The following is a 24718-nucleotide window of genomic DNA, read 5'->3' on the forward strand; positions in this document are numbered from 1 at the left end:
GGCATTGTCGTTTCCAGCATACTGCGCGGCGCTCAGTAGATCGGGGTGCCGTTGATCTTCACGCTGTCACCGTCGATCTCGACCACGAGGTTGCGGTCGGCGGCCTGCGGAGAGACACCCGCCATCATGGCCATCATCGGCGGCACGTTGCGGAACTCGAAGCGCCCGCTCAGACGATTCAGGAAGGCCTGCTGACCCGGTACGGTCTGCAGCTCCTGGATGGTCAGATCGGTGATATCGGCACCATCGAGAATCATCTGGCCATCACCCTGCATGTCGACACCGAAGGCATCGCTCTTGGCATTCAGCGATTCCAGCGTCATGCGCGGAGAGGTGCTCAGCATGGTGAACAGCGGCGCTTCGACCTTCTCGAGGATGGCGACCTGCTGCTCTTCGCTCAGCTCCTCGAACGGCTTGCCCGCTTCTTCCAGCAAGCCCTGCAGCTGGGTGATGAAGTCATAGACGGCCGCACCCTGCAGACGGTCGATCGAGATGGACACGTCGCCGCTGGCCATCTGCTGATCACCCGCGCTGACATCCTGCACCGACAGCTTCATCAGATAGCGCAGCTCGGTCGGGTCCAGACGCGTTTCACCGCTGTAACGGATATCGCTGGCGACCACCGGCGGCTGACCGGTGCCGTTGTCGATGGTCAGGGTGTCCAGCACGATCTTGTCGTCCTGGCGGAAGTCATTGTCCGCCCCGCGATAGATGCCGTTGAGGCTCAGGGTGCCGACGCTGACCTTCTCGGCGCCATTGGTGATATCGAACGGCGTGATCTCGCCATCCACGGTGATTTCCGGCGTGTCACCGCCATCGTGGGAGGCCAGCAGCTCGCCGCCCTGGAAGTCGATGCGCGTGCCGCTCTCCGGGTCCTGCCAGTCAAAGGCCGGCAAGGTCAGGGTGGTGTCGCTGGCACCGCTGAAGTTGTCGACGCTGCCATCGAAGGCGATCGCCTTGCCATCGCCGAGCACTTCGGCGAAGACGTCGCGTGACGGCGTACCGTACAGCACCTTGACGTTGCCCTGCATGGTGGTCGACAGCAGGCCGTGGCCGGCTTCATAGGGCAATACGATGCGCATGGGACCTTCACCGTCCCCGGTGGCGAGTTCCATCTCTACCCGGCCCGTGGAGCCGAACCAGCCGCTGTCGACATCCTCACGGGTCGCCTTGATGTCGGAGCTCCTGTCGAGCTCTGCCACCATGCGGGCCATCTCATCTTCAAAGCGCTGGCTTGAGTAAGCCACGCCGCCGACATAGCCGGCTGCCCCGATGACGACCACTGCCGTCGCGGTTACCAGTCCCTTGCCCATCGCATTAACCCTTGTCCGTTATTGGAGCATCACACCGTCTGCGCGGTGCCTCTTGTCGCATCTGCTTCCATCAGTGAAACACGTGCGTGAGCCTCGCCGCCAAGGCAGCGAAGCGTCAGTGCAACCACAGCCACAGATGCATCGTCGACCAGGCATAGATACCGGCGAAGACGTCATCCAGCATGATGCCGAAGCCACCGGCAACCCGGCGGTCGGCCCAGCGAATCGGCCATGGCTTGAGAATATCGAAGACCCGGAAGACCACGAAGCCCCATAGCGCTGCCTGCCAAGAGAATGGCACGGCGGCCATCGTGATCCAATAGCCGACGAATTCGTCCCAGACGATCCCGGAGTGATCATGCACGCCGAGATCGCGCGAGGTGCGATCACAGATCCAGATCCCGACCAGCGACGCGACCAGCACGATGGCCAGATACGGCCACAGCGTGAGGTTGGTCATCAACCAGTAGAACGGGATTGCCGCGAGAGTACCGAAGGTGCCCGGTGCAAAGGGCGCGGTACCACTGCCCAACCCGAAGGCCAGGAAGTGCACGGGGCGCCGCCAGACACTGGCGGGAGCGCGATTCATGGTGCCACCCCGTTCGCGTTGCGTGGCGACGCATCGTCGCAGGAGCCGTCTGCCCCAGAAGCCTGCGTGACAGAAGCCTGCGAGGCAGAGAAATGCTGCCAGCTCTGGCCCGTCGCTGCCTGTTCAACGCCATTGTCCATCAGCATCACGCGCGGCACATCGCTGCCCGCCGCCTGCATGCGACCGATGACAGTCAAGGACAGGTTGAGCGAGCGCAGGGCAAGCCTGGCCGTCTCGAGGTTCTCTTGGGGCAGCGTGAGCAACAGCTCGTAATCGTCGCCGCCATTGAGGACCGCCTCGCGGGCGCCCTGCTCGCCAAGCGCCGTGATCAGCTCCGGCGCCAGCGGCAGTTCGCCAAGCTCCAGCGCCGCCGACAGCTGACTGGCACGACAGATGTGTGCCAGGTCGCCCATCACGCCATCGGAGACATCCAGGCCCGCACTGGCCAGCTCACGCAGCGCCAGCCCCGCATCGACCCGCGGTTCTGGTCGCAGGTAGGCCGCCAGGCAAGGATTCAGCACATCGCGTACGCCTCCCTGCCAGGCCTTGAGGCCAGCATGCGCCAGCCCCGGCAGGCCGGTGACCGCGATGAGATCCCCCTCACAGGCGCCGTCACGCCGCAGAATCGGGCGGGTCACGCTGTCGGCCTGCTGGGCAGGCTCGAGCACGCACGGCAGCTCGCCATGCACGGTGATCGTGATGGAGAGCGGGCCGCGCGTGACGTCGCCGCCTACCAGCGCGATGCCGTAGCGATCCGCCAGCGCGTGGAAACCGGCCGCAAAACCATGCAGCCAGTCTTCATCCACGTCCGGCAACGTCAGGGCCAGCAACGCCCAGCGCGGGGTCGCGCCCATCGCCGCCAGATCAGACAGATTCACGGCCAGGGCGCGATGGCCAATGGACGCCGCAGGCGCATCCGGCGGGAAGTGCACCCCCGCCACCGAGGTATCGACACTGACCGCCATCTGCATGCCATCACTGGCGGCAAGAAGTGCACAGTCGTCACCCGGCCCCAGCAACACGCCCGGTGCCCCGGACAGATCGCGCTGGAAGTAGCGGGCAATCAGCTCGAATTCACCTGGCATGTCAGCGCAGGCGGGCCTGGGTCACCTCGGCACTGCGCAGCTTGACTGCCAGCTTGTCGAGGATCCCGTTGACGTACTTGTGCCCGTCGGTGGCACCGAAGGTCTTGGCCAGTTCGACCCCTTCGTTGATCGCCACGCGATACGGCACTTCCATGCGCTTGGACAGCTCGTAGGCGCCCAGACGCAGGATGGCCAGCTCGATCTCGTCGAGATCCTGCAGGCGACGGTCGAGCAGCGGGCTGATGCTGGCATCCAGTTCTTTCTGGAAGCGCGGCACGTTGTGCAGCAGTTCGTGGAACAGGGCCTGGTCGGCGATGCGCATCACCTCGACCCAGTTTTCGTGCAGCTCGACGTCATCGTCGACCTTTTGACCACGGAACTCGGCTTCGATGGTGGTCATGTTCTTGCCGGTCATCTGCCACTGGTAGATGCCCTGCACGGCCAGCTCGCGAGCGGCGCGACGCGCCTGCTGCTGCTTGGACGGCTCGCGCTCGGTACGTTCCTTGCGTTCGCTCACGCGTCACCTCCCATGGCCTTGAGCAGGGAGACCATTTCCATCGCCGCCATGGCCGCTTCGGTACCCTTGTTGCCAGCCTTGGTGCCGGCACGCTCGATGGCCTGCTCGATGGAATTCACCGTCAGCACGCCATTGGCGACCGGGGTGTCGAATTCGAGCTGCAGACGCGACAGCGCGGAGTTGCACTCACCGGCGACATATTCGAAGTGCGGCGTACCACCGCGGATCACCGCGCCCAGCGTAATGACGGCGTGCGGCTTGACCTTGGCCAGCACGGCCTTGACGGCCAGCGGAATTTCCCAGGCACCCGGCACGTGGATCAGGTCGATGTTTTCCTCATCGACGCCGTGGCGTACGAGAGAATCGACCGCGCCTTCCACCAGGCTGTCGACGACATGGTGGTTGAAACGCCCGACGACGATGACGTAACGGCCATCGACATTGGTGAAAGTGCCTTCGAGTTGAGCAATCGGTTGCATGGTCAGTCCACAATGCTAGCGCCCCGGAGAACCGGGGCGGGGATATCAATCATACCGGGGAAGGCCGCCAGAATTGCGCGACCTCCCCCGCCATTTGGGGTGCCGAAGCGCTTACGCGCCCGCGGCGTCTGCGCCTGTCTCGCCTGCCGTGTCATCACTGCCGACCAGTTCGACCACTTCGAGGCCAAACCCGGACAGGGCAGAGAACTTCCACGGCGAGCTTAGCAGACGCATCCGGCCGACACCGAGATCCCGAAGGATCTGGGCACCGGTACCGGTGGTCAGATAATTGCCCGCACCATCGGATTCGTTGGTGCGCGGCGTACGACGTCGTCCGAGGAAGACATCGAGACGATCCTTGTAATCCATCGCGTCACTGCCGGTGTCCAGCAGTACCAGCACGCCGGCATCGGCGGCGGCGACTTCGGCGAGCGCATCATTGAGCGCCCAGCTGCTGCTGCCCGGCTGACGCAGGGTCAGCAGGTCGCGCATCGGGTCCTGCACGTGCACGCGTACGGTGGTCAGAGACTCGGCGTCCGGCGTGCCCTTGACCAGCGCCAGGTGGTGACGGCCCTGGATGCGATCGCTGAAGCAGTGCAGCGTCAGCTCGCCGAAGGCGGTCTCGACCTGCTCGCTGTCCAGCACTTCCACGGTCTGCTCATTGTGGATGCGATATTCGATCAGATCCGCAATGGTACCGACCTTGAGGTCGTGCTCGGCGGCGAAGCGCTCGAGCTCTTCACGACGCGCCATGCTGCCGTCGTCGTTCATGACCTCACAGATCACGCCGGTCGCGCCAAAGCCCGCCATGGACGCCAGGTCACAGGCCGCCTCGGTATGGCCGGCACGACGCAGCACGCCACCCGGTTCCGCCATCAGCGGGAAGATGTGCCCCGGCTGGACGATGTCCTGCGGGCGCGCATTGCGCGCGGCGGCAGCCTGCACGGTACGGGCGCGGTCAGCCGCCGAGATGCCGGTGGTGACGCCTTCGGTGGCCTCGATGGAGAGCGTGAACTTGGTGCCGAAGCCGGAACCGTTGGCCTGAACCATCAGTGGCAGCTGGAGCTGTTCGCAATGCTCACGCGACATCGGCATGCAGATCAAGCCACGCGCGTGGCGTGCCATGAAGTTGATGTGCTCGGCTGTCACGGCTTCCGCGGCGATGATGATGTCGCCTTCATTCTCACGATCCTCGTCATCCATGAGGATGACCATCTTGCCTTGCCGGATATCCTCGACGAGTGCTGCGATGCCTGATAGCGCCATGCTTGCTCCACTTTACGGGCTGCGCCGGCCCATGCCGGGCCCACGCGTATTATCAAAAAGTCGGGCGTCAGGGTACCCCGCCACCCCGTTTTGCGCCAGCACCCAGCGACGCCGCTGTCGCCAGACGGCGGCAAGTGCTTGCGTGACAAGAAGAAATCAGTCGCCGCTCTCCTGCGGGTCTGGCGATGCTACTGGCACTGCGGTGATGCGCCAATCACGCCCCACCGCCCGGATATCGCGAATCTCGACCCGGCGCTGCTGCGCCATGTGATCCAGCCCCGGCAGCGCTAGCAGCGGGCGAGCCTCGCCGCCCAGCAGCGTCGGTGCCATGAAGAGCTGCATCTCATCGACCAGCCCCGCATTAATCATGGCCCCGGCCAGCACCGCACCGGTTTCCAGCAGCACTTCGTTGGCCTGCTCGTGCTCGGCCAGATAGCGCAGCAGGGCCTCGAGGTCCACGCGGCCATCCGCGCCGGCCGGCAGCGCCAACACTTCGGCACCGGCCGCCTCCAACAAGGTACGTCGCTCAGCCAGCGCCGCTGTCTCATCCGCGACACATACCAGCAGCGTACGACCGGATTGCGCCAGAATGCGCGCCGCCAGCGGCAGACGCAGATGGCTGTCCACCACCACGCGCAACGGCTGACGCGCCACCAGCGCCTCGAGCCCCAGCGGATGGTCTTCGAGCCCGAGCTGGTCGGCGCGCACATTGAGGCGCGAATCATCGAAGATGACCGACTCGATGCCGCTCATCACCACGCTGGAGCGCGCACGCAGACGCTGCACGGCACTGCGCGCTTCGGGGCCGGTGATCCACTGGGATTCGCCGGAAGCCATCGCCGTGCGCCCGTCCAGACTCATGGCCTGCTTGAGGCGCACGAAGGGCCGACCGCGCTCCATGCGGGACAGGAAGCCGGGGTTGAGCGCTCGCGCCTCCTGCTCCATCACCCCGACCGTCACCGCGATGCCCGCGCCCTGTAGCAGCGCGATGCCGCGCCCGGCGACCTGCGGGTTCGGATCACGCATCGCGATCACCACCCGCGAGACGCCCGCCGCGATCAGCGCCAGCGAGCAAGGGCCGGTACGCCCGGTGTGGGAGCAGGGCTCCAACGTCACATAGGCCACGCAGCCCAGCGCGCGCTCGCCCGCCTCTGCCAGCGCATTGACCTCGGCATGCCCTTCCCCGGCACGCACGTGAAAGCCGCTCGCGATCACCTCGTCGGTCTCGGCCTCAACCAGCACACAACCGACACGCGGATTGGGCTGCGTCGTGTAGCTGCCCAGTCGCGCCAGGCGCAGGGCGTGGGCCATGTGGCGCGCATCACGCGCCGAGGGAGCACTGCGGTCGCGAGAGTGGCTGTCACGAGAATGGCTGTCACGGGGAGCATGAGAAGCATGAGGAGAAAGAGACATGCGATACCTTGGCGTGAAACGAGAGAAGGTCAGGCGTAGCCCAGGCGGTGGTCAATACTTCGATGCCTGAGGCCTGAGGCCTGAGGTCTGAGCCACGCAGCGTGACGCGACAGGACCAGCAGGCGCAGGCCTCGAGGTCATCTGCAAGGATGACCGTGTCGAGACATCAGGGCCGCGCGTCTTCCTCGCCCGGCAGGAAGCTGGGCTCCTGGGCGAGACGGTCGATCTCGGCGCGGAACTCATCAAGATCCTGGAAGCGACGATAGACCGAAGCGAAGCGGATATAGGCGACCTGATCCAGCCGCTTGAGCTGCTGCATGACCTCATCACCGATGCGCCGCGCCTCGATCTCACGCTCGCCGGTGGCACGCAGACGCTGACGAATGCGCTCCACCGCGGCCTCGATCAGCTCGGAAGAAACCGGGCGCTTTTCCAGCGCGCGCAGCATGCCGGCACGCAGCTTGTGCTCATCGAAGCTCTCACGCGAACCGTCGCCCTTGACCACGCGCGGCATGACCAGCTCCGCCGTTTCGTAGGTCGTGAAACGCTCACCGCAGGCCGCGCACTGGCGACGCCGCCGCACCTGGTCACCCTCGACCACCAGTCGGGAATCCGTGACCTTGGTTTCATGAGTTCCACAGAAGGGACAGTGCATGTTGGAGAGCCTGCTTGGGTGCGAGGTGGCTGCGGCCTCGCGCGAAGCACAGCGAGGAAGTGGCGCAGCGCAGCCGAATGACAGCGAATGGCGGGTATTGTAACCGTTAAGGCCCCGCCACGGGAGCCTATGTCAGCCTCGACATGACTGAACTAGCCTTGGGGAGCGCCCAAGGGGCGACAGGGGTTTCCTGCATTGTCGCCCCGGGTGGCGGACACCGCGGCGAAAGCGTCAATCAACCTGCCCGGCAGGCTTGAAATCCCCGCCCGATAACCGAAAGATGACATCAGGGTGCAGCGCCTCACAAGGACGCTTGCCCGAGCCGTGAAATCCTTTCACGACTGGCGGCGGATGATCTCTGCCGCGAGATTGATCACGATGACGCAAGGAGCTGCGACATGGGAATCATTGCATGGATCATATTCGGTCTTATTGCCGGCATCATCGCCAAGGTGATCGTGCCCGGCAAGGACCCGGGTGGCATCATCGTCACCAGCATCATCGGCATCCTGGGTGCCGTGGTCGGTGGCTGGGTCGGCACCCTGATGGGCTTCGGTGAAGTGACGGGATTCAATCTGGCCAGCTTTGTCATCGCCGTGCTCGGCGCCGTCATTCTGCTGATTCTGTATCGCGTGCTGCGCAAGTAAAGCATGTCATGAAGCGCAGTGGCGTCAGCTGGCCGCAGGCCACATGACGCCAGACAGGACGGCCAGCCGGCACATGCAGGCTGGCCGTCCTGCCTTGCAGGCTTGACGAATCTGGCCCGAGGCGTGCATGACTCATGAGTAAAGGCGCCAGGCCGTCACCCACGGGCGCCGCTGAGCGATGCGCGATTCAGGGATTTCACCAAACGACGGCCAGCCGACTTCATCTGATATGTGATTTCCAGTCTTGCCACCGGCCCCGCAGGATTGCGCCGGCGGGCTTCCCGAAGATCACCCGCGACACGCTCTGCCCATTGCGGCTCACGAGGCAGAGTCTGACCGCTTTTGCTGCCACGAGGATTGCCCATGTCCGATACGTCATCTCCCGATCACTCGACATCCACTGCCTCCGATCCTGCGCCGAGCGAGGGCAGCGCCAGGCCACGCGCCAGAGTCTCTCCCGCCAAACGTCTCTCGCAAGCTGATTTCCAAGCGCATGCCACACGCCTGCTCGCCGAGATCTACCCACAGCGTCATGAGGAAGTCCTCAGACGCCTGGAGACGGTGCTGGATTTCCATCGCACGCGCCTCACCCCCCGCGTACCGGAAGGCGAGCCGCTCTGGAGCGAGCGCGACCAGTGGCTGATCACCTACGGCGACAGCCTGCAGCAGGAAGGCGAGGCGCCACTGGCGACCCTGCACGACTTCCTCGCCAGCCGACTGGACGACAGCCTGTCCGGTGTCCACGTGCTGCCCTTCTTCCCATGGAGCAGCGATGACGGCTTCAGCGTCATCCACTATCGCGAGGTCAATCCGGTCCTCGGCGACTGGCAGGACATCCGGCGCCTGAGCGAGCAGCGCGACCTGATGGCAGACCTGGTCATCAATCACTGCTCGCGCGAGTCACTGTGGTTCGCCGATTATCTGGCCGGCGTGCAGCCCGGCCGCGACTACTTCATCGAGATGGACCCCGACACCGATGTCTCCGAGGTCGTGCGCCCGCGCCCGTCTGCCCTGCTCACGCCGGTGCATACCCGTCGTGGCCTGCGCCATCTTTGGGCAACCTTCTCCGATGACCAGATCGACCTGAACTTCGCCAATCCCGATGTGCTGCTCGAATTCATCGGCATACTGCTTTACTACCTCGAGCAGGGCGCGGGCATCATCCGCCTCGATGCAGTGGCCTTCCTGTGGAAACGCCAGGGCACCTCCTGCATCCACCTGCCGGAGACACACGCCGTGGTGCGCCTGCTGCGCGCCATCGTCGACCATCTGGCGCCGGGCAGCCTGCTGATCACCGAGACCAACGTGCCCCACGCCGAGAACATGTCCTACTTCGGGCTCGATCGTCTGTCACAGCACGACCTCACCGCCATCGAGGGCAGCGCCCAGGCCGATGAAGCGCACCTGATCTATCAGTTCACATTGCCGCCGCTGACGCTGCACACCCTGACCTCCGGCGATGCCAGCGCCCTGACCCAGTGGGCCACCAGCCTGCCGTCCCTGCCTTCCGGCTGCAGCTACTTCAACTTCACCGCCAGTCACGACGGTATCGGCGTTCGCGCCCTTGAGGGCCTGCTGCCCGACCACGAGCGCGACACCCTGGTGCGACTGGTGCATGACTTCGGTGGCTACGTCAGCATGCGCGCCAACCCCGGGCGCGCCGACACCCCCTATGAGCTCAACATCAGCTACTTCGATGCGCTCAAGGGCACGCGGCGCGGCCAGGACCCGTGGCAGATCGAGCGCTTCATCGCCAGTCAGACCCTGATGCTGAGCCTGCAGGGCATCCCGGGGCTATACATCCACTCGCTGACCGCGACCCCCAACCACCAGGAAGGCGTCGAGCGCGATGGCCATCTGCGCGCCATCAACCGCCGCAAATGGCAGCGCGATGAACTGGAAGCTCTGCTGGCAAGCCCCAACACCGCGACCCATGAGGTATTCCACGCCCTCAAGCGCCGCATGGCACTGCGCCGCAACGAACCCTGCTTCCACCCGGATGCCGACCAGAATGTCTTCGATGTCGGCCCGGATTTCTTCGTCTTCGAGCGCGTCACCCATGAAGGGCGCCGCCTGCTGTTCGCCCTCAATGTCACCGATCAGCCGCGCGTGCTGCCGCTGCCGGAAAGCTGGCAAGGCGTCGCGCTGACCGACCACCTGTGCCATGACAAGACCTACGACCCCACCATGGCTCGCCGTCCCTATCAGGCGGCCTGGCTGATGGAGCAAGCCGTACGCCCGCCGGCCATCGAGGTCGTCTGACGCCCTCTTTTTCTCCTCCTGCCAACGACAACGGGGCTGCCACTGGCAGCCCCGTTGTCGTTGGTCTTGCTGTTTCCCGCCGCGAGCCTTACTGGTTGTCCAGCTCCACCGCTTCGTGCATGCGCTCGAGCAGGTCCGGCACGGCTGACTGCACCCGGTTCCAGCTCGGGATGAAGGGCTTGTCGCGCGGATTGTCGAGGAAGGCGCTGCCGGCATCCATGATGTTGGAGGCGAACAGCTCCACCGCCGCTTCCTCGCTGTGGCGGTCCACCGTCAGGCCATTCATGACGGCATCGTTGTAGTAGGTCTCGATCAGGTCCAGCGCGATACGGTAGTAGGTGGCCTTGATGGTGCGGAAGGTCTCGCCGTGCATCTCCACGCCCAGCGTGGCCAGCTTGCGATACATGGCCTTGGCGATGTCCAGACTCATGCGATTCAAGCCGCCCAGCGCATCTTCCTCGGACAGTGGCTGGTGCTTGTGATCGTAGGCATCGGCGATATCCACCTGACAAAGACGCTTGGTGGAATAGTTGCGGTGGACCTCGGACAGCACGCCGATCTCCAGCCCCCAGTCACTGGGAATGCGGATGTCCGCCAGCACGTCGGTGCGCATCGAGAACTCGCCGGACAGCGGATAGCGATAGCTGTCGAGATAATCCAGGTACGGCAGCGGGCCATAGACCTTCTTGAGCGCACGGATCAGCGGCGTGACCATCAGGCGCGCCACGCGGCCGTTCAGCTTGCCCTGGGCGATGCGCGAGTAGTAGCCCTTGCAGAACTCGTAGTTGAACTGCGGATGGGCCACCGGGTAGATCAGGCGCGCCAGCAGGCCGCGATCATAGGTGACGATATCGCAGTCATGCAGTGCCACCGCCTCGGCGATGCCCGAGGCCTGCACATAGCCTGAGCAGTACCAGACATTGCGCCCCTTGCCGGCCTCCATCGGCGCCAGGCCATGCTCGGTCAGCTCCTCATCCAGTGCCCGCAGACGCGGGCCATCGTTCCACAGGATGCGGTGATGCTGCGGCAGATGTGAGAAGAACTCCTTGGCATGCTCGAACTGGTCACGGTCGGCGCGGTCCAGCCCGATCACGATCTCGCTGAGGTAGGGCACTTGGGCCAGCTCCTCGACGATATGCTTGAGCGCCGGGCCTTCCAGCTCGGAATACAGCGACGGCAGAATCAGGCTCATCGGTCGCTTGCGGGAGAAGCGCATCAGGTCCGCTTCGAGATCTTCCACCGGACGATCGGTCAGGTTATGGAAGTTGGTGATGATGCCATTCTGGTAAAAATCGCTCATGTCAGCTCCTTGTCATGCCGAAGACACGCATCAGGCAGGCGTCAGGCGCCCAGACCTCTGGATGTCCATTCTTCCGGCTGGCCATTGGCCAGCCAGTGACGCAATCCCTCGACCCATCCCTGCGGTCCGGGGAGATTGGCGCGAAAACAGCGGCGCTCATCCGCCAGTAGCGGATAATCGGCAAGCTCCCGATCACGCTGAGAGGTATTACCGACGCCGGGGATCAGCACAGCGTTGTCGACGGCGGCCAGCAGTGGCAGGTCATTGGCGCCATCACCGAAGCCCAGCGTCCAGGGACGCACCCGCTCGCAGAGCCGGTAGCGGGCGATCAGATAGCGCGCTGCCACGCCCTTGTCGCTGTCCCCGGTCACATGGTGAAAGCGCCCACCACGTGTCAGCTTGAGGCCATGGCCGGCCAGACGCATGCGAAAGTCCTCGAGACGCTCCGGCGCGTCGCGCCACACCAGCGGTTCACTGGCATCACGCTGTCCCGCCAGGGCCGCGTCGCCCTCCCCCAGCCCCGTCAACTCACTGATTCTCGCCACCGACATCGAGGCGAAGCCCTCGAAGGCGAATTCCTCGCTCAGCGCCGAGAGCACCGCGAGAATCCTGTCGCGGGGCATCGCCACCGCGATACGACACAGGCCGTGTGCGTCCGGGGCGCTGGCCTCTTCCAGCGGGTAGGCGCTCAGCCAATCGGCCGGCAGCGCCACCACGCCGCCGTTCTCGGCGATCCACGGCTGGCCCGCCAAGCCCAGCGAGTCCATCAGCGGTGCCAGTTCGGCCGCCGTCTTGGAGGTGTTGGGGACGACCCAGGCACCGCGCGCGCGCAGGCGGGTCAGCCAGCTGCGCGCCGGCCCCGGCGAGTAATCGTGGTGATCCAGCAGCGAGCCATCCAGATCGGTCAGCAACAACAGCGGTGCTTGAGTCTCTGACATGTGAACTCTCCTCGTGAAGTGCTGCAGCGTGTCGGGGGTCACCTCGACAGGATCTCGTGGCACCGGACAGGCATTGCAAGAGCATTGCAGGGAATGTGCCAAGATGGTGCAGCTGCCATGACAGCCTGACCCTTCTCACCGTGACTGTGTTTGCGTGCCCGTTCATTTGCACCATAAAAGAGCACAAAGCCTGCCTTGCATGATGCCTCGCCACACGACGAAGCAAATCTTTCGTCATCAACGACGACGCCCTCGCATCTGCGAGGGCGTCGAGTCTTGGGCAAGCGGGCAACGTCTATTGAGCCTAGACCAGCCACAGCGACAGTTGCGGCCACAGCAGCAACATCGCCAGCACGCACAGCTGGATGGCGATGAACGGCAGCAGCGAGACGAAGATATCCTTGAGACTGATGCCTTCCGGTGCCACGCCTTTCAGATAGAAGGCGGCAGGCCCGAAGGGTGGCGACAGGAAGGACACCTGCATGTTGACCGCGAACAGCACACCGAACCATACCGGGTCGTAGCCGAGCTGAACGATGATCGGCACGAAGATCGGCAGGGTCAGCATCGCGATGCCGATCCAGTCGAGGAACAGCCCCAGCAGCAGCAGGATCGCCATCATCACCATGATGATCGCCAGCGGCGGGATATCCAGGCCGAGAATCATGCTCGACACGAAGCGGTTGCCGCCCATCAGGTTGTAGACCCCGACCAGTGCCGCCGCGCCGATACCGATCCAGATGATCATGCCGCAGGTGTTCATGGTCTGGGACAGCGCACGCTGCATCAGGGTGATGGAGAACTCGCCGCGCAGCATCACCGCCACCAGCACGCCGAAGCTGCCCATCGCCGCGGCTTCGGTCACCGAGGCCACGCCACCGTAGATGGAGCCCAGCACCAGCCCCGCGATGACTGCCGGCACGCCGATGGCCTTGAGCAGCTCACGCTTGCTCTGGAAGCTGGCGCGGCGCTCCTCCTCGGGCATCACCGGCCCCAGCGAAGGGTTGCGCAGACAGCGGATCAGCACGTAGATGATGTAGCTTGCCATCAGCACGATGGCCGGGGTGATCGCCGCGGTGAACAGGTCCGCGATCGACTGGTTGGCGATCAGGCCATAGATGATCAGCACGATGGAGGGCGGCATCATGGTGCCCAGCGAGCCGCCGGCACACACCACGCCGATGGCGATGTGCTTGTCGTAGCCGAGTCTGAGCATCTGCGGCAGCGCCAGAATCCCAAGCAGCACGATCTCGCCGCCGATGATGCCGGACATCGCGGCGAGGAAGAACGCCACCACGATGGTCTGGATCGCCACGCCGCCGGGCAGGCGCCCCGCCATCACGCGCATGGCATTGAACAGGTCCTTGGCGATGCCTGAGCGATCGAGCAGCGAGGCCATCAACACGAACATCGGCACCGCCACCAGCGAATACTCGGTGACGAAGCCATAGACACGACTGGTGACCAGCGGCAGCGCCATCGGTCCGAACCAGCCGAAGGTGTAGGCCAGCGCGACCAGGCCGGTGACGAAGGCCAGCGGCAGGCCGGTGACCAGCAGCGCGAAGATGCCGCCGACCAGCAGCATCGTAGCCGTTGCGATATCCATCAGCGCGGCTCCTTGTGGTCAACTGTGGCGTCGGGAGCGTCATCGGGAGTGGCGTCGGATGCGCCACTTCCCTCACTGCCACCCTCGGGCGGGCGGGGCGAGAAGAAGGTCTGGTAGAGATGCCACAGCGCCTGCAGGGTCATCACCGCCAGCGCGAACAGGATCACGCCCTTGGTCAGCGCCGGAAACGGCGGATTCCATGAGGTACCGGATCGCTCCAGCTGCCACTCGCCCAGCGGACTGTGCGAGGCACGCCAGAACATCACCCAGCCCGCATAGCTCATCGCCAGACAGAAGACGAACGTCATCACGTCATTGAAACAGTCCAGCACGTAGCGAAAGCGCGTGCCGACCAGGTCGTAGAGCACACGCACGCGAATATGGCGATTGTTGGCCAGGGCTGCCGGGCCGCCCAGCGCGAAGCTGGTCGCGACCAGGAAGATCACCGTCTCGTGCACCCAGGAGGTCGGCGAATCGAGGCCGTAGCGCATCACCACCTCGAACACGCTGATCGCCATCGCCAGCAATACCAGCCACGCCGCGGCGCGCGTGCCCTTGCCCACCAGGCGGTCCAGCGGCGTCCGCGTGCCCAGATTCGGGTCGTGGTCATCCGACGCCTCGGGTAGCCCCGGCGACGCCACATCATGTTCTGCCATATCGAATTCCTTGCTGACTCGCTGCCTCAAGGAGAATCGGCGCGCCCAGTGAGCACGCCGACCTTGATCTCCCGCGTCTTTATCGTTCTGCGATCGTGTCGCCAAAAGCGTGGTTAGCTGATGCCTCTTGCCACACGGCGGCTGGCGCCCATCCCGCGCGCCAGCCGGCTCACATCAGGTTGCGGTCGGTCAGGAAGCTGACCACGGACTCGTAGACCTTGCCGGTCAGCTCATTCTTCTCGGCCCACACCTTCCACTCCTGCTGCGCGATGCGACGGAACTTGGCGCGCTCCTCCGGCGCCATGTCGATCACCTCGATATCCGGATTGGCACGCGCCGCGCTCACCGCCTTGATGTCACGCGCCTTGAGGGTGAAGACCATGTCGTAGGCCATCGCGTCGGTGGCGGTCTCCATGATCGCCTTGAGATCCGCCGGCAGGCCGTCCCAGATGCCCTTGTTCATCGACACCGCCACCATCGGCAAGGAGTGGAAGCCCGGATAGGACGGGTACTTGGCGAAGCTGTGCAGCCCCTGGTCATCATTGGTGGCGAAGACGGTGTAATCCGCCGCGTCGATCACGCCCTTCTCCAGACCGGTGTAGACCTCGGAGCCCGGCAGGTTGACGGGCGCCGCGCCGGCCTTCTGGAAGATGTTGTAGACCATGCCTTCCGGAGCACGCACCTTGAGGCCCTTGAGGTCATCGACGGTGCGTACCGGCTTCTTGGAGACAAAGGACTCAAGCCCGGTGGCGCCCGCGCCGATCAGGTGCACGCCGTAGGGCTCGACCAGCTCGTTGTAGAGCTCCTCACCGCCGCCGTGCTGCATGTACTCGAGATATTCCAGCGGGTCACCCCAGGCACCCACCAGGTTGCCCAGCATGCCGAAGGCCGGATTCTGGCCCGAGAAGTAGGACGGATCGGTCAGATGGCCCTGCAGGATGCCGGCGCTGACGGCGTCCAGCGTCTGGTTGGCCTGCACCACGGCATTGACCGGCAGGATCTCGATGGCGATACGGCCATCCGACATGGTCTTGATGCTGTCGGCCCAGGCCTTCTTGACCTCGAACTGCGGCTCCCCGGCCGTCTCGGAGGTCTGGAAGGTCCATTCATACTCGGCGGCCCAGCTCGGTGTGGCGATCAGCGTGGCGGCCACGGCGGTGGACAGAGCCAGCGCCTTGAGCGTGACACGGGCGGGAGCGGCAGTGGTGCGCGGCGAGGTAGTGGTGAGCGACGAGATAGTGGAACGCGGCATGGTGAAACTCCTGGCTTGTTGTTATGACGTTCTAGGGTCAGTGGAAGACGTGCTGGCACTTCCCGGCGTGGCGAAACGCCGCGAGGTGACGTTCACTCGCTTGATAGCGGTGCAGACAGGCTGGGCAGCTGGCCGAAGCGGCGCAGCAGCTCCAGCGGTTCCTGGGCGCGCCCGGCAGGATGGCTGCTTTCAGAAGCCGCAGGCATGGCAAGCCCGAGGTCCTGACCAGTGCGGTCCAGCACATGCAGGGTCGCGGCGTGGGCGGCATCGGGCTGGCGCAGACGAATCGCCTCCATCACCGCACGATGACGGCCGAGGCTGTCACCCAGCTCCGAGGCATTGTGATTGGAAGTCGCCACCAGCAGGCTGATCGACGGCTTGAGCACATGGCCAAGCTGCGCCCAGATGACGTTGTGGGTCGCGGCGAAGATGGCGTCGTGGAAGGCGATATCGGCGCGGTCGAACTCCTCCATGGCGCTGCCGCCATGCACCGCTGCGGCCATGCCGTCGTAGGCCTGCTCGATGGCGGACAGGTCCTGGGCGGTGGCCTCGGTGGCTGCCAGAGCGGCGACGAAGGGTTCGATGGAGATACGGAAGGCGTAGATGTCCCGCGCCAGCTGCGGATGCGGCATCGCGTAGCGCGTCATCCAGCCGGTCACGCGCGGATCGAGCAGATGCCACTCGCTGAGCGGATTGACGCGGGTGCCCTGGCCGGTGGTGCGGGTGAGAATCCCGGCATTGACCAGGCTCTGGATCGCGGTGCGCACGGTGGCGCGGCTCTGGGCGTGCTGATCACACAGGTCCAGCTCACGAGGAATCAGGCTGCCCGGCGGGTAGCGATTCTCGAAGATGGCCTGCGCCAGCCATTCGGCGACATCGACACGCGCGGTCGAGGTGTCTCCAGCTGAGGCAGACGCTGTGGATACGGGCGTTGAAGAAGAGGCATTGGTGCGCGGGCTGCCGCCAGCGGCACTCGTGGGAGGCGTGGTCATGATCGAACGTTCCTTGATGGCGTGGCGCGTCATTTGTAGCTCGCGCACATCCTTCATGGGATGCATCGCGGCGCGCTCTTGTCCGTCAAGGAATAGCCCATGTCAGACATGCCAACAAGACACCCTAGACCAAGGGTGGGACCCGACTTTGGTCACACCTTTACGCAAATCCCTGTTGCGAAAGGGCTATTCAGGTACTGGCAATTCCCCCGTGTGCTGGCGTCAGGCCGTGAATCGCACGCGGCCGATCGACACCGTACGCTCGGCACCGCTGTCTGCCACCACCGTTCTCAGCGCTGCCTCGCCTGCCGCGCCGAAGCTGGCCGACAGCTCGATCTGGCTGACGCCCTGGGCGACCAGCTCACTGACCAGCCGCTCGGCCGCCCTCAGCGTCCCCAGCGTGGCGACGGAAATGCGGACCTCGCCGCTGCCCTGACTGCTCAGTGAGGTATTGCCGCTGTTCTCGACCAGGATCAGAAAGGCATGGTGCTGCATGACGGCCATGAAAGCCTCCTTGCACGAAGATGAGCAGAGTGTGTCCGGCATCGAGAATAGCGTAGCGCGTCCGCTCCCGGGCACAGGCTGATCTTTCTGAGCGCTGGTTGACCACTCTCCCACCCCGCTGCGCACCACACCGCTCGGACTCGTCTGGCCGTGGTGCGGGCACAAAAAAACGCCTGCCGCTTGCGCGACAGGCGTTTCTTATCTGGTGCATGACAGCGTTACGCCTCTGTCAGCACTGCTACGGTGAGGGCCAGCCGGGCTGGCACCTCGTCACGCCTCAGGCGTAGACCGGCAGACGTGCACAGACGGCGGAGACCTTGGCCTGCACCTCGGCTTCGGCAGCGGCGGAATCGCCGGCGACCATCGCATCGAGGATATCGCAGATCCAGCCGGCCAGTTCCAAACACTCCTGCTCCTGGAAGCCACGCGTGGTGACGGCCGGGGTACCGATACGCAGACCGGAGGTGACGAACGGCGACTGCGGGTCACCCGGTACGGCGTTCTTGTTGACGGTGATGTGGGCACGGCCCAGCGCAGCGTCAGCGTCCTTGCCGGTCAGGCCCTGCTTGACCAGAGACAGCAGGAACAGGTGGTCTTCGGTGCCGCCGGAGACGACTTCGAAGCCGCGCTCCAGGAACACGGACGCCATCGCCTTGGCGTTCTTGACCACTTGCTTCTGGTAAGTGGTGAAGGCCGGGTCCATCGCTTCCTTGAAGCAGACCGCCTTGGCCGCGATGACGTGCATCAGCGGACCACCCTGGCCGCCCGGGAAGACAGCGGAGTTCAGCTTCTTCTCGATGTCGGCATTGCCTTCGGCGGACAGGATCAGGCCGCCACGCGGACCGCGCAGGGTCTTGTGCGTGGTGGTGGTGACGACGTGGGCGTGGGGCAGCGGGCTCGGGTAGACGCCAGCGGCGACCAGACCGGCCACGTGGGCCATATCGACCAGCAGGTAGGCACCCACTTCGTCGGCGATCTTGCGGAACTCGGCCCAGTCGATGATCTGGGAGTAAGCGGAGAAGCCGGCGATGATCATCTTCGGCTTGTGCTCACGCGCCAGACGCGCGACTTCGGCGTAGTCGATCAGGCCGTTCTCGCCCAGACCGTACTGCACGGCGTTGTAGTGCTTGCCGGAGAAGTTCGGACGTGCACCGTGAGTCAGGTGACCCCCCGCGTCCAGGCTCATGCCCAGAATGGTGTCACCCGGCGAGACCAGCGCCTGGAAGACGGCACTGTTGGCCTGGGAACCGGCGTGCGGCTGAACGTTGGCGTAGGTGGCACCGAACAGTTCGCAGGCACGATCGATGGCCAGCTGCTCGACCTTGTCGACGAACTCGCAACCGCCGTAGTAACGCTTGCCCGGGTAGCCTTCCGCGTACTTGTTGGTCAGCTGGGAGCCTTGCGCCTGGATGACGCGGGGGCTGGCGTAGTTCTCGGAGGCGATCAGCTCGATGTGAGCTTCCTGGCGAACGACTTCGTCGTCCATGGCGCTCAGGAGCGCATCATCAAAACCGGCAATCTGCATGTCACGGGTGAACATCGGGTGTCCTCGCCTGAAGGGTGATGACGACAGCGAATTCCGGCGCGGCCGGCTCGCCATCTGGGGGTAAGATCAGGACCAGCATGATACCTCAGCCAGCGGTCCGATTCACATGAATCAGCATCATTGTTAACGCAAGACGGCCCCATGACCGAGACAACGATCATGAGGCCGCAGGTTGAGGTCGTCAGGTGCCATCATCCGGCGCTGCGATGACGAGGCCTGATGGCGCTCACTGCAGGGCGCGCAGCCCCGCCATCGGCGGCTGACGCCTCACTTCTCTCGACAGCCAGAAGCCCAGCCCGCCGATCAGCACGCCACCCGTCAGCGGCAGCAGCACCCACAGCCACGGATGCAGCACCACCGGCAGCCCCAGCCAGCCGGAATAGAGTCCGACCGCCGCGCCTTCGGCGAGCATCGCCGCCAGCAGCCCACTGAGCAGGCCGAGCAGCACGAACTCAGCGGCCTGCAGGCGGGCCAGCAGCCCCTGACCGGCGCCGAACACCTTGTACAGCGCGCCTTCGTGCTCACGTGCCGGACGACTGGCTACCAGCGCCGCGTAGAGCACGCTGGCCCCCGCCAGCAGCACCAGCCCCAGAATCAGCTCCACCGCGCGCGACACCTGGGCGATCAGCTCCTGCACACGGGTCAGGATGGCGTCGATATTGATCAACGACACGCTGGGGTAGTCGCGCACCAGCGGCGCCAGCTTGCGCTCGTCCTCGAGATGAAACGCCGTCATGTAGCTGTGGGCGAAGCTCTCGAGCGCGCCGGGCGGAAAGATGACGTAGAAGTTGGGCAGGAAGCTGTCCCAGTCGACATGGCGCAGATTGACCACCTGGGCCTTGACGGTCTCGCTGCCGATGGTGAACGACAGGCTGTCACCGATGACCAGCCCCATGCGCTCGGCAAGCTCCTCCTCCATCGACACCGGCACACCCTGAGTGGCGGCGCGGCGACTGCGCGCCTCGCTGTCTGCATCGGCGAAGTCACTGATCGGCGTCCACTCGCCCGCCGACAGGCGGTTGTGGTCCGGCAGATCACGATGCCAGGTCAGGTTCAGCTCACGCTGCGGGACGCCCTGCTGCTCACCGTCCCCCTCGTCGCTGCGCCCTTCCTGCATGCCGCCTGCCGCCGGCTGATCCGACTGGGCTGCCTGCAGGCGCTGCTGGGAGCGTCCCAGCAGGGATTCGCCCTTGAGCGCCGTGATACGACCACGCACCATCGGGTAGAGCTCGCTCTGGCTGTCACCGGCCTGCTCATCCACCATCGCGGTCAGCTGCTCACCGAAGGCCTGCTGCTCTCCGGGCTGGATATTGATCGCGAAGTGATTGGGCGCATCGGTCGGGATCTGCGCCTGCCAGCGGATGATCAGGTCACCGCGTACCAGCGCGATCAACGCCATCGCCGCGAAGGTCACGGCAAAGGCGACCAGCTGGCCGAGGCTGGCACCGCGCCGCCTGGCCAGCATGCCGCCGGCGAGGCGAATCGGCCGGCTCCAGCCGCCCTGACCGCGCATGCGCGCCACCACCTTGAGCATCAGCGACAGCAGCAGTTGCCCCACAACCATCAGCAGGCCCAGCGCGATGATGCCACCGACCAGCAGGCCGGCCGCCAGCATGAGGTCACCCGAGTAAAGCCACATCAGGGCGCCGAACACCAGACTGGCGATCGCCACCACCACCCACGCCGAGGCAGGCAGCGGGGCCAGTTCACGCCGCAGCACCTTGAGCGCACTGACCTGACGCAGACGCAGCAGCATCGGGCCGGCGAAGCCGACCAGTACCGCCAGCGCCGTCAGAATCCCTAACGCCAGCGGCAGCGGCCCGGGTGCGGGCAGCTCCAGCGGCAGGAAGCGCTCCAGCAGCGCCACCAGCCCCATCTGCCCCAGCAGGCCCAGCACCGCACCCCCGGTACTCGCCAGCAGGGCCAACCAGCCAAGCTGGGCCGCGAACAGCCGTGACAGTTGACGCTGAGAGGCACCGAAGCAGCGCCACAGTGCGGCGCTATCCAGATGCCGCTCCACATAGCGGCGCGTCGACATCGCCACCGCGACCCCGGCCAGCAGCACCGCCACCAGCCCGGCCAGACTCAGGTACTTGTCGGCACGCTCCAGTGAGCGCCCCAGACGCGGGCGGTCTTCGCGCACGTCCTTGAGCCGCACCTCGGCGTTGTCGGCACTCGCCAGCAGCGGCGCGATGGCATCACGCGCCTGCTGAACCGCCGCCGGATCGCCCGCCGCCAGCAGGCGATATTCCATCCGCGAGCCGGGCTGGATCAGACCGGTGGCGTCGAGATCTTCCATGTTGAACATCAGGCGCGGACTGAACTCGGAAAAGCCGCCCTGCTGATCAGGCTCACGCGTGATCAGGCCACTGATGGTGAGCTGCTTGCGTCCGACCGTCAGGGTATCGCCGACCTCGGCCGACAGCGCCATGGCCAGGCGCGGCACGATCCACGCCTCGCCCGGCGGCGGAATCTCCGCGCGTGAACTGGTGCCTGGCGCCTGAGCCTCCTCGCCCGTGGCATCCGACTCCAGCTCCACCCGGCCGGCGAGCGGATAGCCCGGCGACACCGCCTTGAGACTCGACAGCACGAAGCTGTCGCCGTGCGAGGCCATCGAGACCATGCCCAGCTGCGGCGACATCTCAAGCCCCGCTGCGCGGAAGGCCTCGGCAAAACGCGGGTCGAGCGGGTTGCTGGACTCCAGCACCAGGTCCCCGCCGAGCAGCTGGCTCGCCTGGCGATTGAGCCCACGGTCGAGACGGTCCAGGAAGAAGCCGATCATGGTGGTCGCGGCGACCGCCAGCATCAGCGCCAGAAAGAGCGCACGCACATCACTGGCGCGCAGGTCACGCAGCAGGCCACGCAGCGCCAGCGGCAGGCGCGCCCCACGCGGGCGCTGCGCGTTGGCGGAAGATGTCGCCGCGCGGTCAGACACCCGGGACTCAGACATCGTCGCCTCCTTGTGGCGTCGCCACGGCCGGCGCACTCGCCTCATCCTTCCACTCCACCAGCTTGCCGGCCTCGAGATTCAGGCAGCGATCACAGCGCCTGGCCAGCGTCAAATCATGGGTGACCAGAATCAGCGTGGTACCCCGCTCACGGTTGAGGGTGAACAGCAGCTCCGCGATGCGCTCGCCGGTGGCGGTATCCAGATTGCCGGTCGGCTCATCGGCGAACACCAGCCCCGGCCCCGCGACGAAGGCGCGCGCGATGGCCACGCGCTGCTGCTCGCCGCCGGACAGATGACGCGGCAGGTGATCGAGTCGCTCTCCCAGCCCGACCCGCGTCAGCCAGTCACGCGCCTGCGCCTCGATATCGCCCTGCGGGGCCAGCTCCAGCGGCATCAGCACGTTCTCCAGCGCCGTCAGCGTCGGCAGCAGCTGGAAGTTCTGGAACACGAAGCCGACCTGCCCCGCGCGCAGCGCCGCACGGCCATCCTCATCAAGCCCCGCAAGCGAGCTTCCGAACAGGCGGATATCACCCTCGCTCGGGCTGTCCAGACCCGCCAGCAGACCCAGCAGCGTCGACTTGCCGGAACCGCTGGCCCCGATGATGGCGACGCTTTCTCCGGCCTGCACGGCAAGCTCCAGGTCCTCGAGGATGGTCAGGCGCCCTTCGCCACTGGTCACCCGCTGCGCCAGCCCGCTCACTTCCAGCACCGGCGCAGGCGTTGCGCTGGCCTGCGCGTCTGACGAGGTTTGATCCGACGCAGGGGTCGCGTCGTTAATGGAGGCGTTATGTGACATCGTGTCTGCTCGCTTATGGTAGAGAACGGGGTGGGCACGAACTCCAGACCCCGAAACGGGTATGAATAGTGTGCAGATGATGGAGATGATGAATGCAGAAATGGCTAGTGAATCGGCGTGACACCCAGCGCCTGGCGCGCGGTGGCAAAGCCCCCGACACGCCGGGACTCAAGCGGCTGCGCAATGCCCTCGCCAGTTCGGCACTGGCCCTCGTGGCCGTGCTGACGCCTCAGGTGGCGCTGGCCGATGCGCCGGCCCCGTGGCTGGTGGTCGGCGACTCCATCTCGGCCGGCTACGGCATCGACAGCAGCCAGGGCTGGGTCGCGCTGCTTGACGAGCGCCTCGAGGACAGCCTGGGCAGCGATGCGCCTGAGGTCATCAATGCCAGCATCAGCGGCGACACGACCGAAGGCGGCCTCAACCGTCTGCCGGCCCTGCTCGCGCGACACGACCCTTCACTGGTGATGATCGAACTGGGCGGCAACGACGGCCTGCGTGGCCTGCCCCCCGCCCGCATGCAGGCCAATCTGGCCAGCATGATCGAGGCCGTGGAGGACGCCGATGCCCAGCCCGTGCTGCTCGGCATCGAGATTCCGCCCAATTACGGCCCGGCCTACACCGATGCCTTCCGTCAGGTCTACCGGGACCTGGCCGACGAATATTCCGTGCCGCTGGTGCCCTTCATCCTCGAAGGCATCGCCACGGCCCCAGCCAGCGAGAAGCTGATGCAGCAGGACCGCATTCACCCCACCGCCAAGGCGCAACCGCAGCTGCTCGACACCATCTGGCCGACACTCGCACCACTGGCGCAACAAGCGGCGTCAGCGGAGTGATCAATATCAGGCGCGGCGCATGTCACGACAGCTTGCATGCGCCTACCTTGCCGCGAGATGACAATCCGCGCCTGCCTGATCAGTGCCTGTCAGGCAGGCCATCTGGGCCATGAGGCCTTGCAGCGCTGACGTCATCAGCCCGGGTCGTCGGTCGTCGGGGCCAGGCCCCATCCTCACAGGGAGTACTGCCATGAGTAAATCCAACAACAGGAAGGCGGATGCCGGCAAGGCGCATTCGAAGGCCAGGGATGCCAAGCGCAAGGACGCCAAGGGCAAGGCCAGCAAGAAGCACGCCACTGGCGATGCCCCGCGCATGACGCTGGGGCCGGTCTCCAGTGACGCCTACCCCTACGACGAGCGCCTCAAGCGCAAGGTCTATGAGGCCGAGAAGCGCGCGCTGCAGATCGAGCTGCTCAAGGTGCAGCATTGGCTGCGTGACAGCGGCGGGCGTCTGGCCATCGTGTTCGAGGGGCGTGACGCCGCCGGCAAGGGCGGCACCATCAAGCGCTTCATGGAGTATCTCAATCCGCGTTTCGCGCGCATCGTCGCCCTCGACAAGCCCAACGAGACGGAAAAAGGCCAGTGGTATTTCCAGCGCTATGTCTCGCGCTTCCCCACCAGTGGCGAAATCGTGCTGTTCGATCGCAGCTGGTACAACCGCGCGGGGGTCGAGGCGGTGATGGGCTTCGCCACGCCGGAAGAAGTCGAACGATTTCTGGTGCAGGTGCCCCAGCAGGAGCGCCTGTGGGTCGAGGATGGCCTGCACCTGGTCAAGCTGTACTTCTCGGTGTCCCGCGAGGAGCAATCGATCCGCTTCGCCAAGCGCGCCGCCGACCCGCTGACCCACTGGAAGCTGTCACCGATGGACGCCGTGGCGCAGAAGAAATGGGATGAGTACACCAATGCCGCCGAGGCGATGTTCGCACGTACGCACAGCGATCATGCGCCCTGGACGCTGATCCGCTCCGACGACAAGCGCCGGGCCCGTATCGGCGCGCTGCGCCATGTGCTCAGTCAGCTCGACTACCCCGGCAAGGACAAGAAGATGATCGGCACCCCGGACCCGCTGATCGTGGTGGATGCCGATCGCCTCATCCTGCCCGACGACTGACGAGCGAG

Annotated in this window: 22 protein-coding genes; 4 read left to right on the plus strand and 18 right to left on the minus strand. The window is 65.2% G+C overall.

Annotated features, from left to right (window positions below; genetic code table 11):
* Window positions 1–32: 32 nt before the first annotated feature.
* From LCW13_RS12890 to nrdR, 8 genes are all read right to left on the minus strand, one after another.
* Window positions 33–1313, minus strand: coding sequence for a DUF945 family protein (locus tag LCW13_RS12890; protein ID WP_043331371.1), 1281 nt, complete (start codon window positions 1311–1313; stop codon window positions 33–35).
* Window positions 1314–1428: 115 nt separating this feature from the next.
* Complete coding sequence (locus tag LCW13_RS12895; protein ID WP_043331372.1) at window positions 1429–1902, minus strand: phosphatidylglycerophosphatase A family protein; 474 nt, start codon at window positions 1900–1902, stop codon at window positions 1429–1431.
* On the minus strand, window positions 1899–2987 hold the full coding sequence (gene thiL / locus LCW13_RS12900; RefSeq protein WP_225347096.1) for a thiamine-phosphate kinase: 1089 nt from the start codon (window positions 2985–2987) through the stop codon (window positions 1899–1901). The genes LCW13_RS12895 and thiL overlap by 4 nt, the downstream gene beginning before the upstream one ends.
* 1 nt (window position 2988) lies before the next feature.
* Entirely contained in the window at window positions 2989–3504 is a 516-nt protein-coding gene (gene nusB, locus LCW13_RS12905; RefSeq protein ID WP_054555539.1) for a transcription antitermination factor NusB, read from the minus strand.
* Window positions 3501–3983: a 6,7-dimethyl-8-ribityllumazine synthase gene (ribH, locus tag LCW13_RS12910; protein ID WP_043331374.1), complete on the minus strand. Its 483-nt coding sequence runs from the start codon at window positions 3981–3983 to the stop codon at window positions 3501–3503. Before ribH ends, nusB begins: the two co-directional genes overlap by 4 nt.
* A gap of 111 nt (window positions 3984–4094) precedes the next feature.
* Window positions 4095–5249: a bifunctional 3,4-dihydroxy-2-butanone-4-phosphate synthase/GTP cyclohydrolase II gene (ribBA, locus tag LCW13_RS12915; protein WP_054555540.1), complete on the minus strand. Its 1155-nt coding sequence runs from the start codon at window positions 5247–5249 to the stop codon at window positions 4095–4097.
* A gap of 156 nt (window positions 5250–5405) precedes the next feature.
* Window positions 5406–6560, minus strand: a complete 1155-nt coding sequence (gene ribD / locus LCW13_RS12920) for a bifunctional diaminohydroxyphosphoribosylaminopyrimidine deaminase/5-amino-6-(5-phosphoribosylamino)uracil reductase RibD (RefSeq protein WP_225348162.1) — start codon at window positions 6558–6560, stop codon at window positions 5406–5408.
* Between the two features lie 268 nt (window positions 6561–6828).
* Window positions 6829–7317 carry a transcriptional regulator NrdR gene (nrdR, locus tag LCW13_RS12925; RefSeq protein ID WP_043331377.1) on the minus strand — a complete coding sequence of 163 codons (489 nt, stop codon included), beginning with the start codon at window positions 7315–7317 and terminating at the stop codon, window positions 6829–6831.
* A gap of 398 nt (window positions 7318–7715) precedes the next feature.
* Between nrdR and LCW13_RS12930 the strand changes: the two genes are divergently transcribed.
* Both LCW13_RS12930 and LCW13_RS12935 read left to right on the plus strand, forming a co-directional pair.
* Window positions 7716–7964: a GlsB/YeaQ/YmgE family stress response membrane protein gene (locus LCW13_RS12930; RefSeq protein ID WP_043331379.1), complete on the plus strand. Its 249-nt coding sequence runs from the start codon at window positions 7716–7718 to the stop codon at window positions 7962–7964.
* 363 nt (window positions 7965–8327) lie between these two features.
* Window positions 8328–10226, plus strand: a complete 1899-nt coding sequence (locus LCW13_RS12935) for a sugar phosphorylase (protein ID WP_225347097.1) — start codon at window positions 8328–8330, stop codon at window positions 10224–10226.
* Window positions 10227–10314: 88 nt separating this feature from the next.
* Here the strand turns inward: LCW13_RS12935 and LCW13_RS12940 are convergent, their stop codons facing one another.
* The 10 genes from LCW13_RS12940 to LCW13_RS12985 form a co-directional block, all read right to left on the minus strand.
* Complete coding sequence (locus LCW13_RS12940) at window positions 10315–11526, minus strand: glycosyltransferase family protein (protein ID WP_107336217.1); 1212 nt, start codon at window positions 11524–11526, stop codon at window positions 10315–10317.
* Between the two features lie 41 nt (window positions 11527–11567).
* Window positions 11568–12464 (minus strand): HAD-IIB family hydrolase, encoded by an 897-nt coding sequence (locus LCW13_RS12945; RefSeq protein WP_225347098.1) that lies wholly within the window; start codon window positions 12462–12464, stop codon window positions 11568–11570.
* A gap of 304 nt (window positions 12465–12768) precedes the next feature.
* Window positions 12769–14070, minus strand: coding sequence for a TRAP transporter large permease (locus LCW13_RS12950; RefSeq protein WP_043331381.1), 1302 nt, complete (start codon window positions 14068–14070; stop codon window positions 12769–12771).
* Window positions 14070–14726, minus strand: a complete 657-nt coding sequence (locus LCW13_RS12955; RefSeq protein WP_225347099.1) for a TRAP transporter small permease subunit — start codon at window positions 14724–14726, stop codon at window positions 14070–14072. The genes LCW13_RS12950 and LCW13_RS12955 overlap by 1 nt, the downstream gene beginning before the upstream one ends.
* 169 nt (window positions 14727–14895) lie before the next feature.
* Window positions 14896–15978 carry a TRAP transporter substrate-binding protein gene (locus LCW13_RS12960; RefSeq protein WP_225347100.1) on the minus strand — a complete coding sequence of 361 codons (1083 nt, stop codon included), beginning with the start codon at window positions 15976–15978 and terminating at the stop codon, window positions 14896–14898.
* Between the two features lie 92 nt (window positions 15979–16070).
* Entirely contained in the window at window positions 16071–16970 is a 900-nt protein-coding gene (locus tag LCW13_RS12965) for a FadR/GntR family transcriptional regulator (protein ID WP_225347101.1), read from the minus strand.
* A gap of 222 nt (window positions 16971–17192) precedes the next feature.
* Window positions 17193–17474 (minus strand): DUF6506 family protein, encoded by a 282-nt coding sequence (locus tag LCW13_RS12970; RefSeq protein WP_153636358.1) that lies wholly within the window; start codon window positions 17472–17474, stop codon window positions 17193–17195.
* Between the two features lie 277 nt (window positions 17475–17751).
* The gene (glyA, locus tag LCW13_RS12975) at window positions 17752–19014 is read right to left on the minus strand and encodes a serine hydroxymethyltransferase (protein WP_054555546.1); all 1263 of its coding nucleotides are present in this window, start codon (window positions 19012–19014) and stop codon (window positions 17752–17754) included.
* 232 nt (window positions 19015–19246) lie between these two features.
* The gene (locus LCW13_RS12980; protein WP_225347102.1) at window positions 19247–21970 is read right to left on the minus strand and encodes an ABC transporter permease; all 2724 of its coding nucleotides are present in this window, start codon (window positions 21968–21970) and stop codon (window positions 19247–19249) included.
* Window positions 21963–22766 carry an ABC transporter ATP-binding protein gene (locus LCW13_RS12985; RefSeq protein ID WP_054555547.1) on the minus strand — a complete coding sequence of 268 codons (804 nt, stop codon included), beginning with the start codon at window positions 22764–22766 and terminating at the stop codon, window positions 21963–21965. The genes LCW13_RS12980 and LCW13_RS12985 overlap by 8 nt, the downstream gene beginning before the upstream one ends.
* A 92-nt stretch (window positions 22767–22858) precedes the next feature.
* Here LCW13_RS12985 and LCW13_RS12990 point away from each other — a divergent pair, with 92 nt between their 5' ends.
* Window positions 22859–23599 (plus strand): arylesterase, encoded by a 741-nt coding sequence (locus tag LCW13_RS12990; RefSeq protein ID WP_225347103.1) that lies wholly within the window; start codon window positions 22859–22861, stop codon window positions 23597–23599.
* Window positions 23600–23789: 190 nt separating this feature from the next.
* Window positions 23790–24710: a polyphosphate kinase 2 gene (gene ppk2, locus LCW13_RS12995; RefSeq protein ID WP_225347104.1), complete on the plus strand. Its 921-nt coding sequence runs from the start codon at window positions 23790–23792 to the stop codon at window positions 24708–24710.
* Window positions 24711–24718: the final 8 nt, after the last annotated feature.

The organism is Cobetia amphilecti, assembly GCF_020217465.1.
In the GTDB taxonomy this organism is placed as follows: Bacteria; Pseudomonadota; Gammaproteobacteria; order Pseudomonadales; family Halomonadaceae; genus Cobetia; species Cobetia amphilecti.

What these genes read in the sequence shown, in the direction of transcription:
- LCW13_RS12965 (WP_225347101.1), bottom strand. Translation starts at nt 16,970, where the DNA reads ATGACCACGCCTCCCACGAGTGCCGCTGGCGGCAGCCCGCGCACCAAT.
- LCW13_RS12890 (WP_043331371.1), bottom strand. Translation starts at nt 1,313, where the DNA reads ATGGGCAAGGGACTGGTAACCGCGACGGCAGTGGTCGTCATCGGGGCA.
- LCW13_RS12935 (WP_225347097.1), top strand. Translation starts at nt 8,328, where the DNA reads ATGTCCGATACGTCATCTCCCGATCACTCGACATCCACTGCCTCCGAT.
- LCW13_RS12985 (WP_054555547.1), bottom strand. Translation starts at nt 22,766, where the DNA reads ATGTCACATAACGCCTCCATTAACGACGCGACCCCTGCGTCGGATCAA.
- ppk2 (WP_225347104.1), top strand. Translation starts at nt 23,790, where the DNA reads ATGAGTAAATCCAACAACAGGAAGGCGGATGCCGGCAAGGCGCATTCG.
- ribBA (WP_054555540.1), bottom strand. Translation starts at nt 5,249, where the DNA reads ATGGCGCTATCAGGCATCGCAGCACTCGTCGAGGATATCCGGCAAGGC.
- nrdR (WP_043331377.1), bottom strand. Translation starts at nt 7,317, where the DNA reads ATGCACTGTCCCTTCTGTGGAACTCATGAAACCAAGGTCACGGATTCC.
- LCW13_RS12970 (WP_153636358.1), bottom strand. Translation starts at nt 17,474, where the DNA reads ATGGCCGTCATGCAGCACCATGCCTTTCTGATCCTGGTCGAGAACAGC.
- ribH (WP_043331374.1), bottom strand. Translation starts at nt 3,983, where the DNA reads ATGCAACCGATTGCTCAACTCGAAGGCACTTTCACCAATGTCGATGGC.
- LCW13_RS12960 (WP_225347100.1), bottom strand. Translation starts at nt 15,978, where the DNA reads ATGCCGCGTTCCACTATCTCGTCGCTCACCACTACCTCGCCGCGCACC.
- glyA (WP_054555546.1), bottom strand. Translation starts at nt 19,014, where the DNA reads ATGTTCACCCGTGACATGCAGATTGCCGGTTTTGATGATGCGCTCCTG.
- LCW13_RS12955 (WP_225347099.1), bottom strand. Translation starts at nt 14,726, where the DNA reads ATGGCAGAACATGATGTGGCGTCGCCGGGGCTACCCGAGGCGTCGGAT.
- LCW13_RS12945 (WP_225347098.1), bottom strand. Translation starts at nt 12,464, where the DNA reads ATGTCAGAGACTCAAGCACCGCTGTTGTTGCTGACCGATCTGGATGGC.
- thiL (WP_225347096.1), bottom strand. Translation starts at nt 2,987, where the DNA reads ATGCCAGGTGAATTCGAGCTGATTGCCCGCTACTTCCAGCGCGATCTG.
- LCW13_RS12895 (WP_043331372.1), bottom strand. Translation starts at nt 1,902, where the DNA reads ATGAATCGCGCTCCCGCCAGTGTCTGGCGGCGCCCCGTGCACTTCCTG.
- LCW13_RS12940 (WP_107336217.1), bottom strand. Translation starts at nt 11,526, where the DNA reads ATGAGCGATTTTTACCAGAATGGCATCATCACCAACTTCCATAACCTG.
- LCW13_RS12950 (WP_043331381.1), bottom strand. Translation starts at nt 14,070, where the DNA reads ATGGATATCGCAACGGCTACGATGCTGCTGGTCGGCGGCATCTTCGCG.
- LCW13_RS12930 (WP_043331379.1), top strand. Translation starts at nt 7,716, where the DNA reads ATGGGAATCATTGCATGGATCATATTCGGTCTTATTGCCGGCATCATC.
- ribD (WP_225348162.1), bottom strand. Translation starts at nt 6,560, where the DNA reads ATGGCCCACGCCCTGCGCCTGGCGCGACTGGGCAGCTACACGACGCAG.
- LCW13_RS12980 (WP_225347102.1), bottom strand. Translation starts at nt 21,970, where the DNA reads ATGTCTGAGTCCCGGGTGTCTGACCGCGCGGCGACATCTTCCGCCAAC.
- LCW13_RS12990 (WP_225347103.1), top strand. Translation starts at nt 22,859, where the DNA reads ATGCAGAAATGGCTAGTGAATCGGCGTGACACCCAGCGCCTGGCGCGC.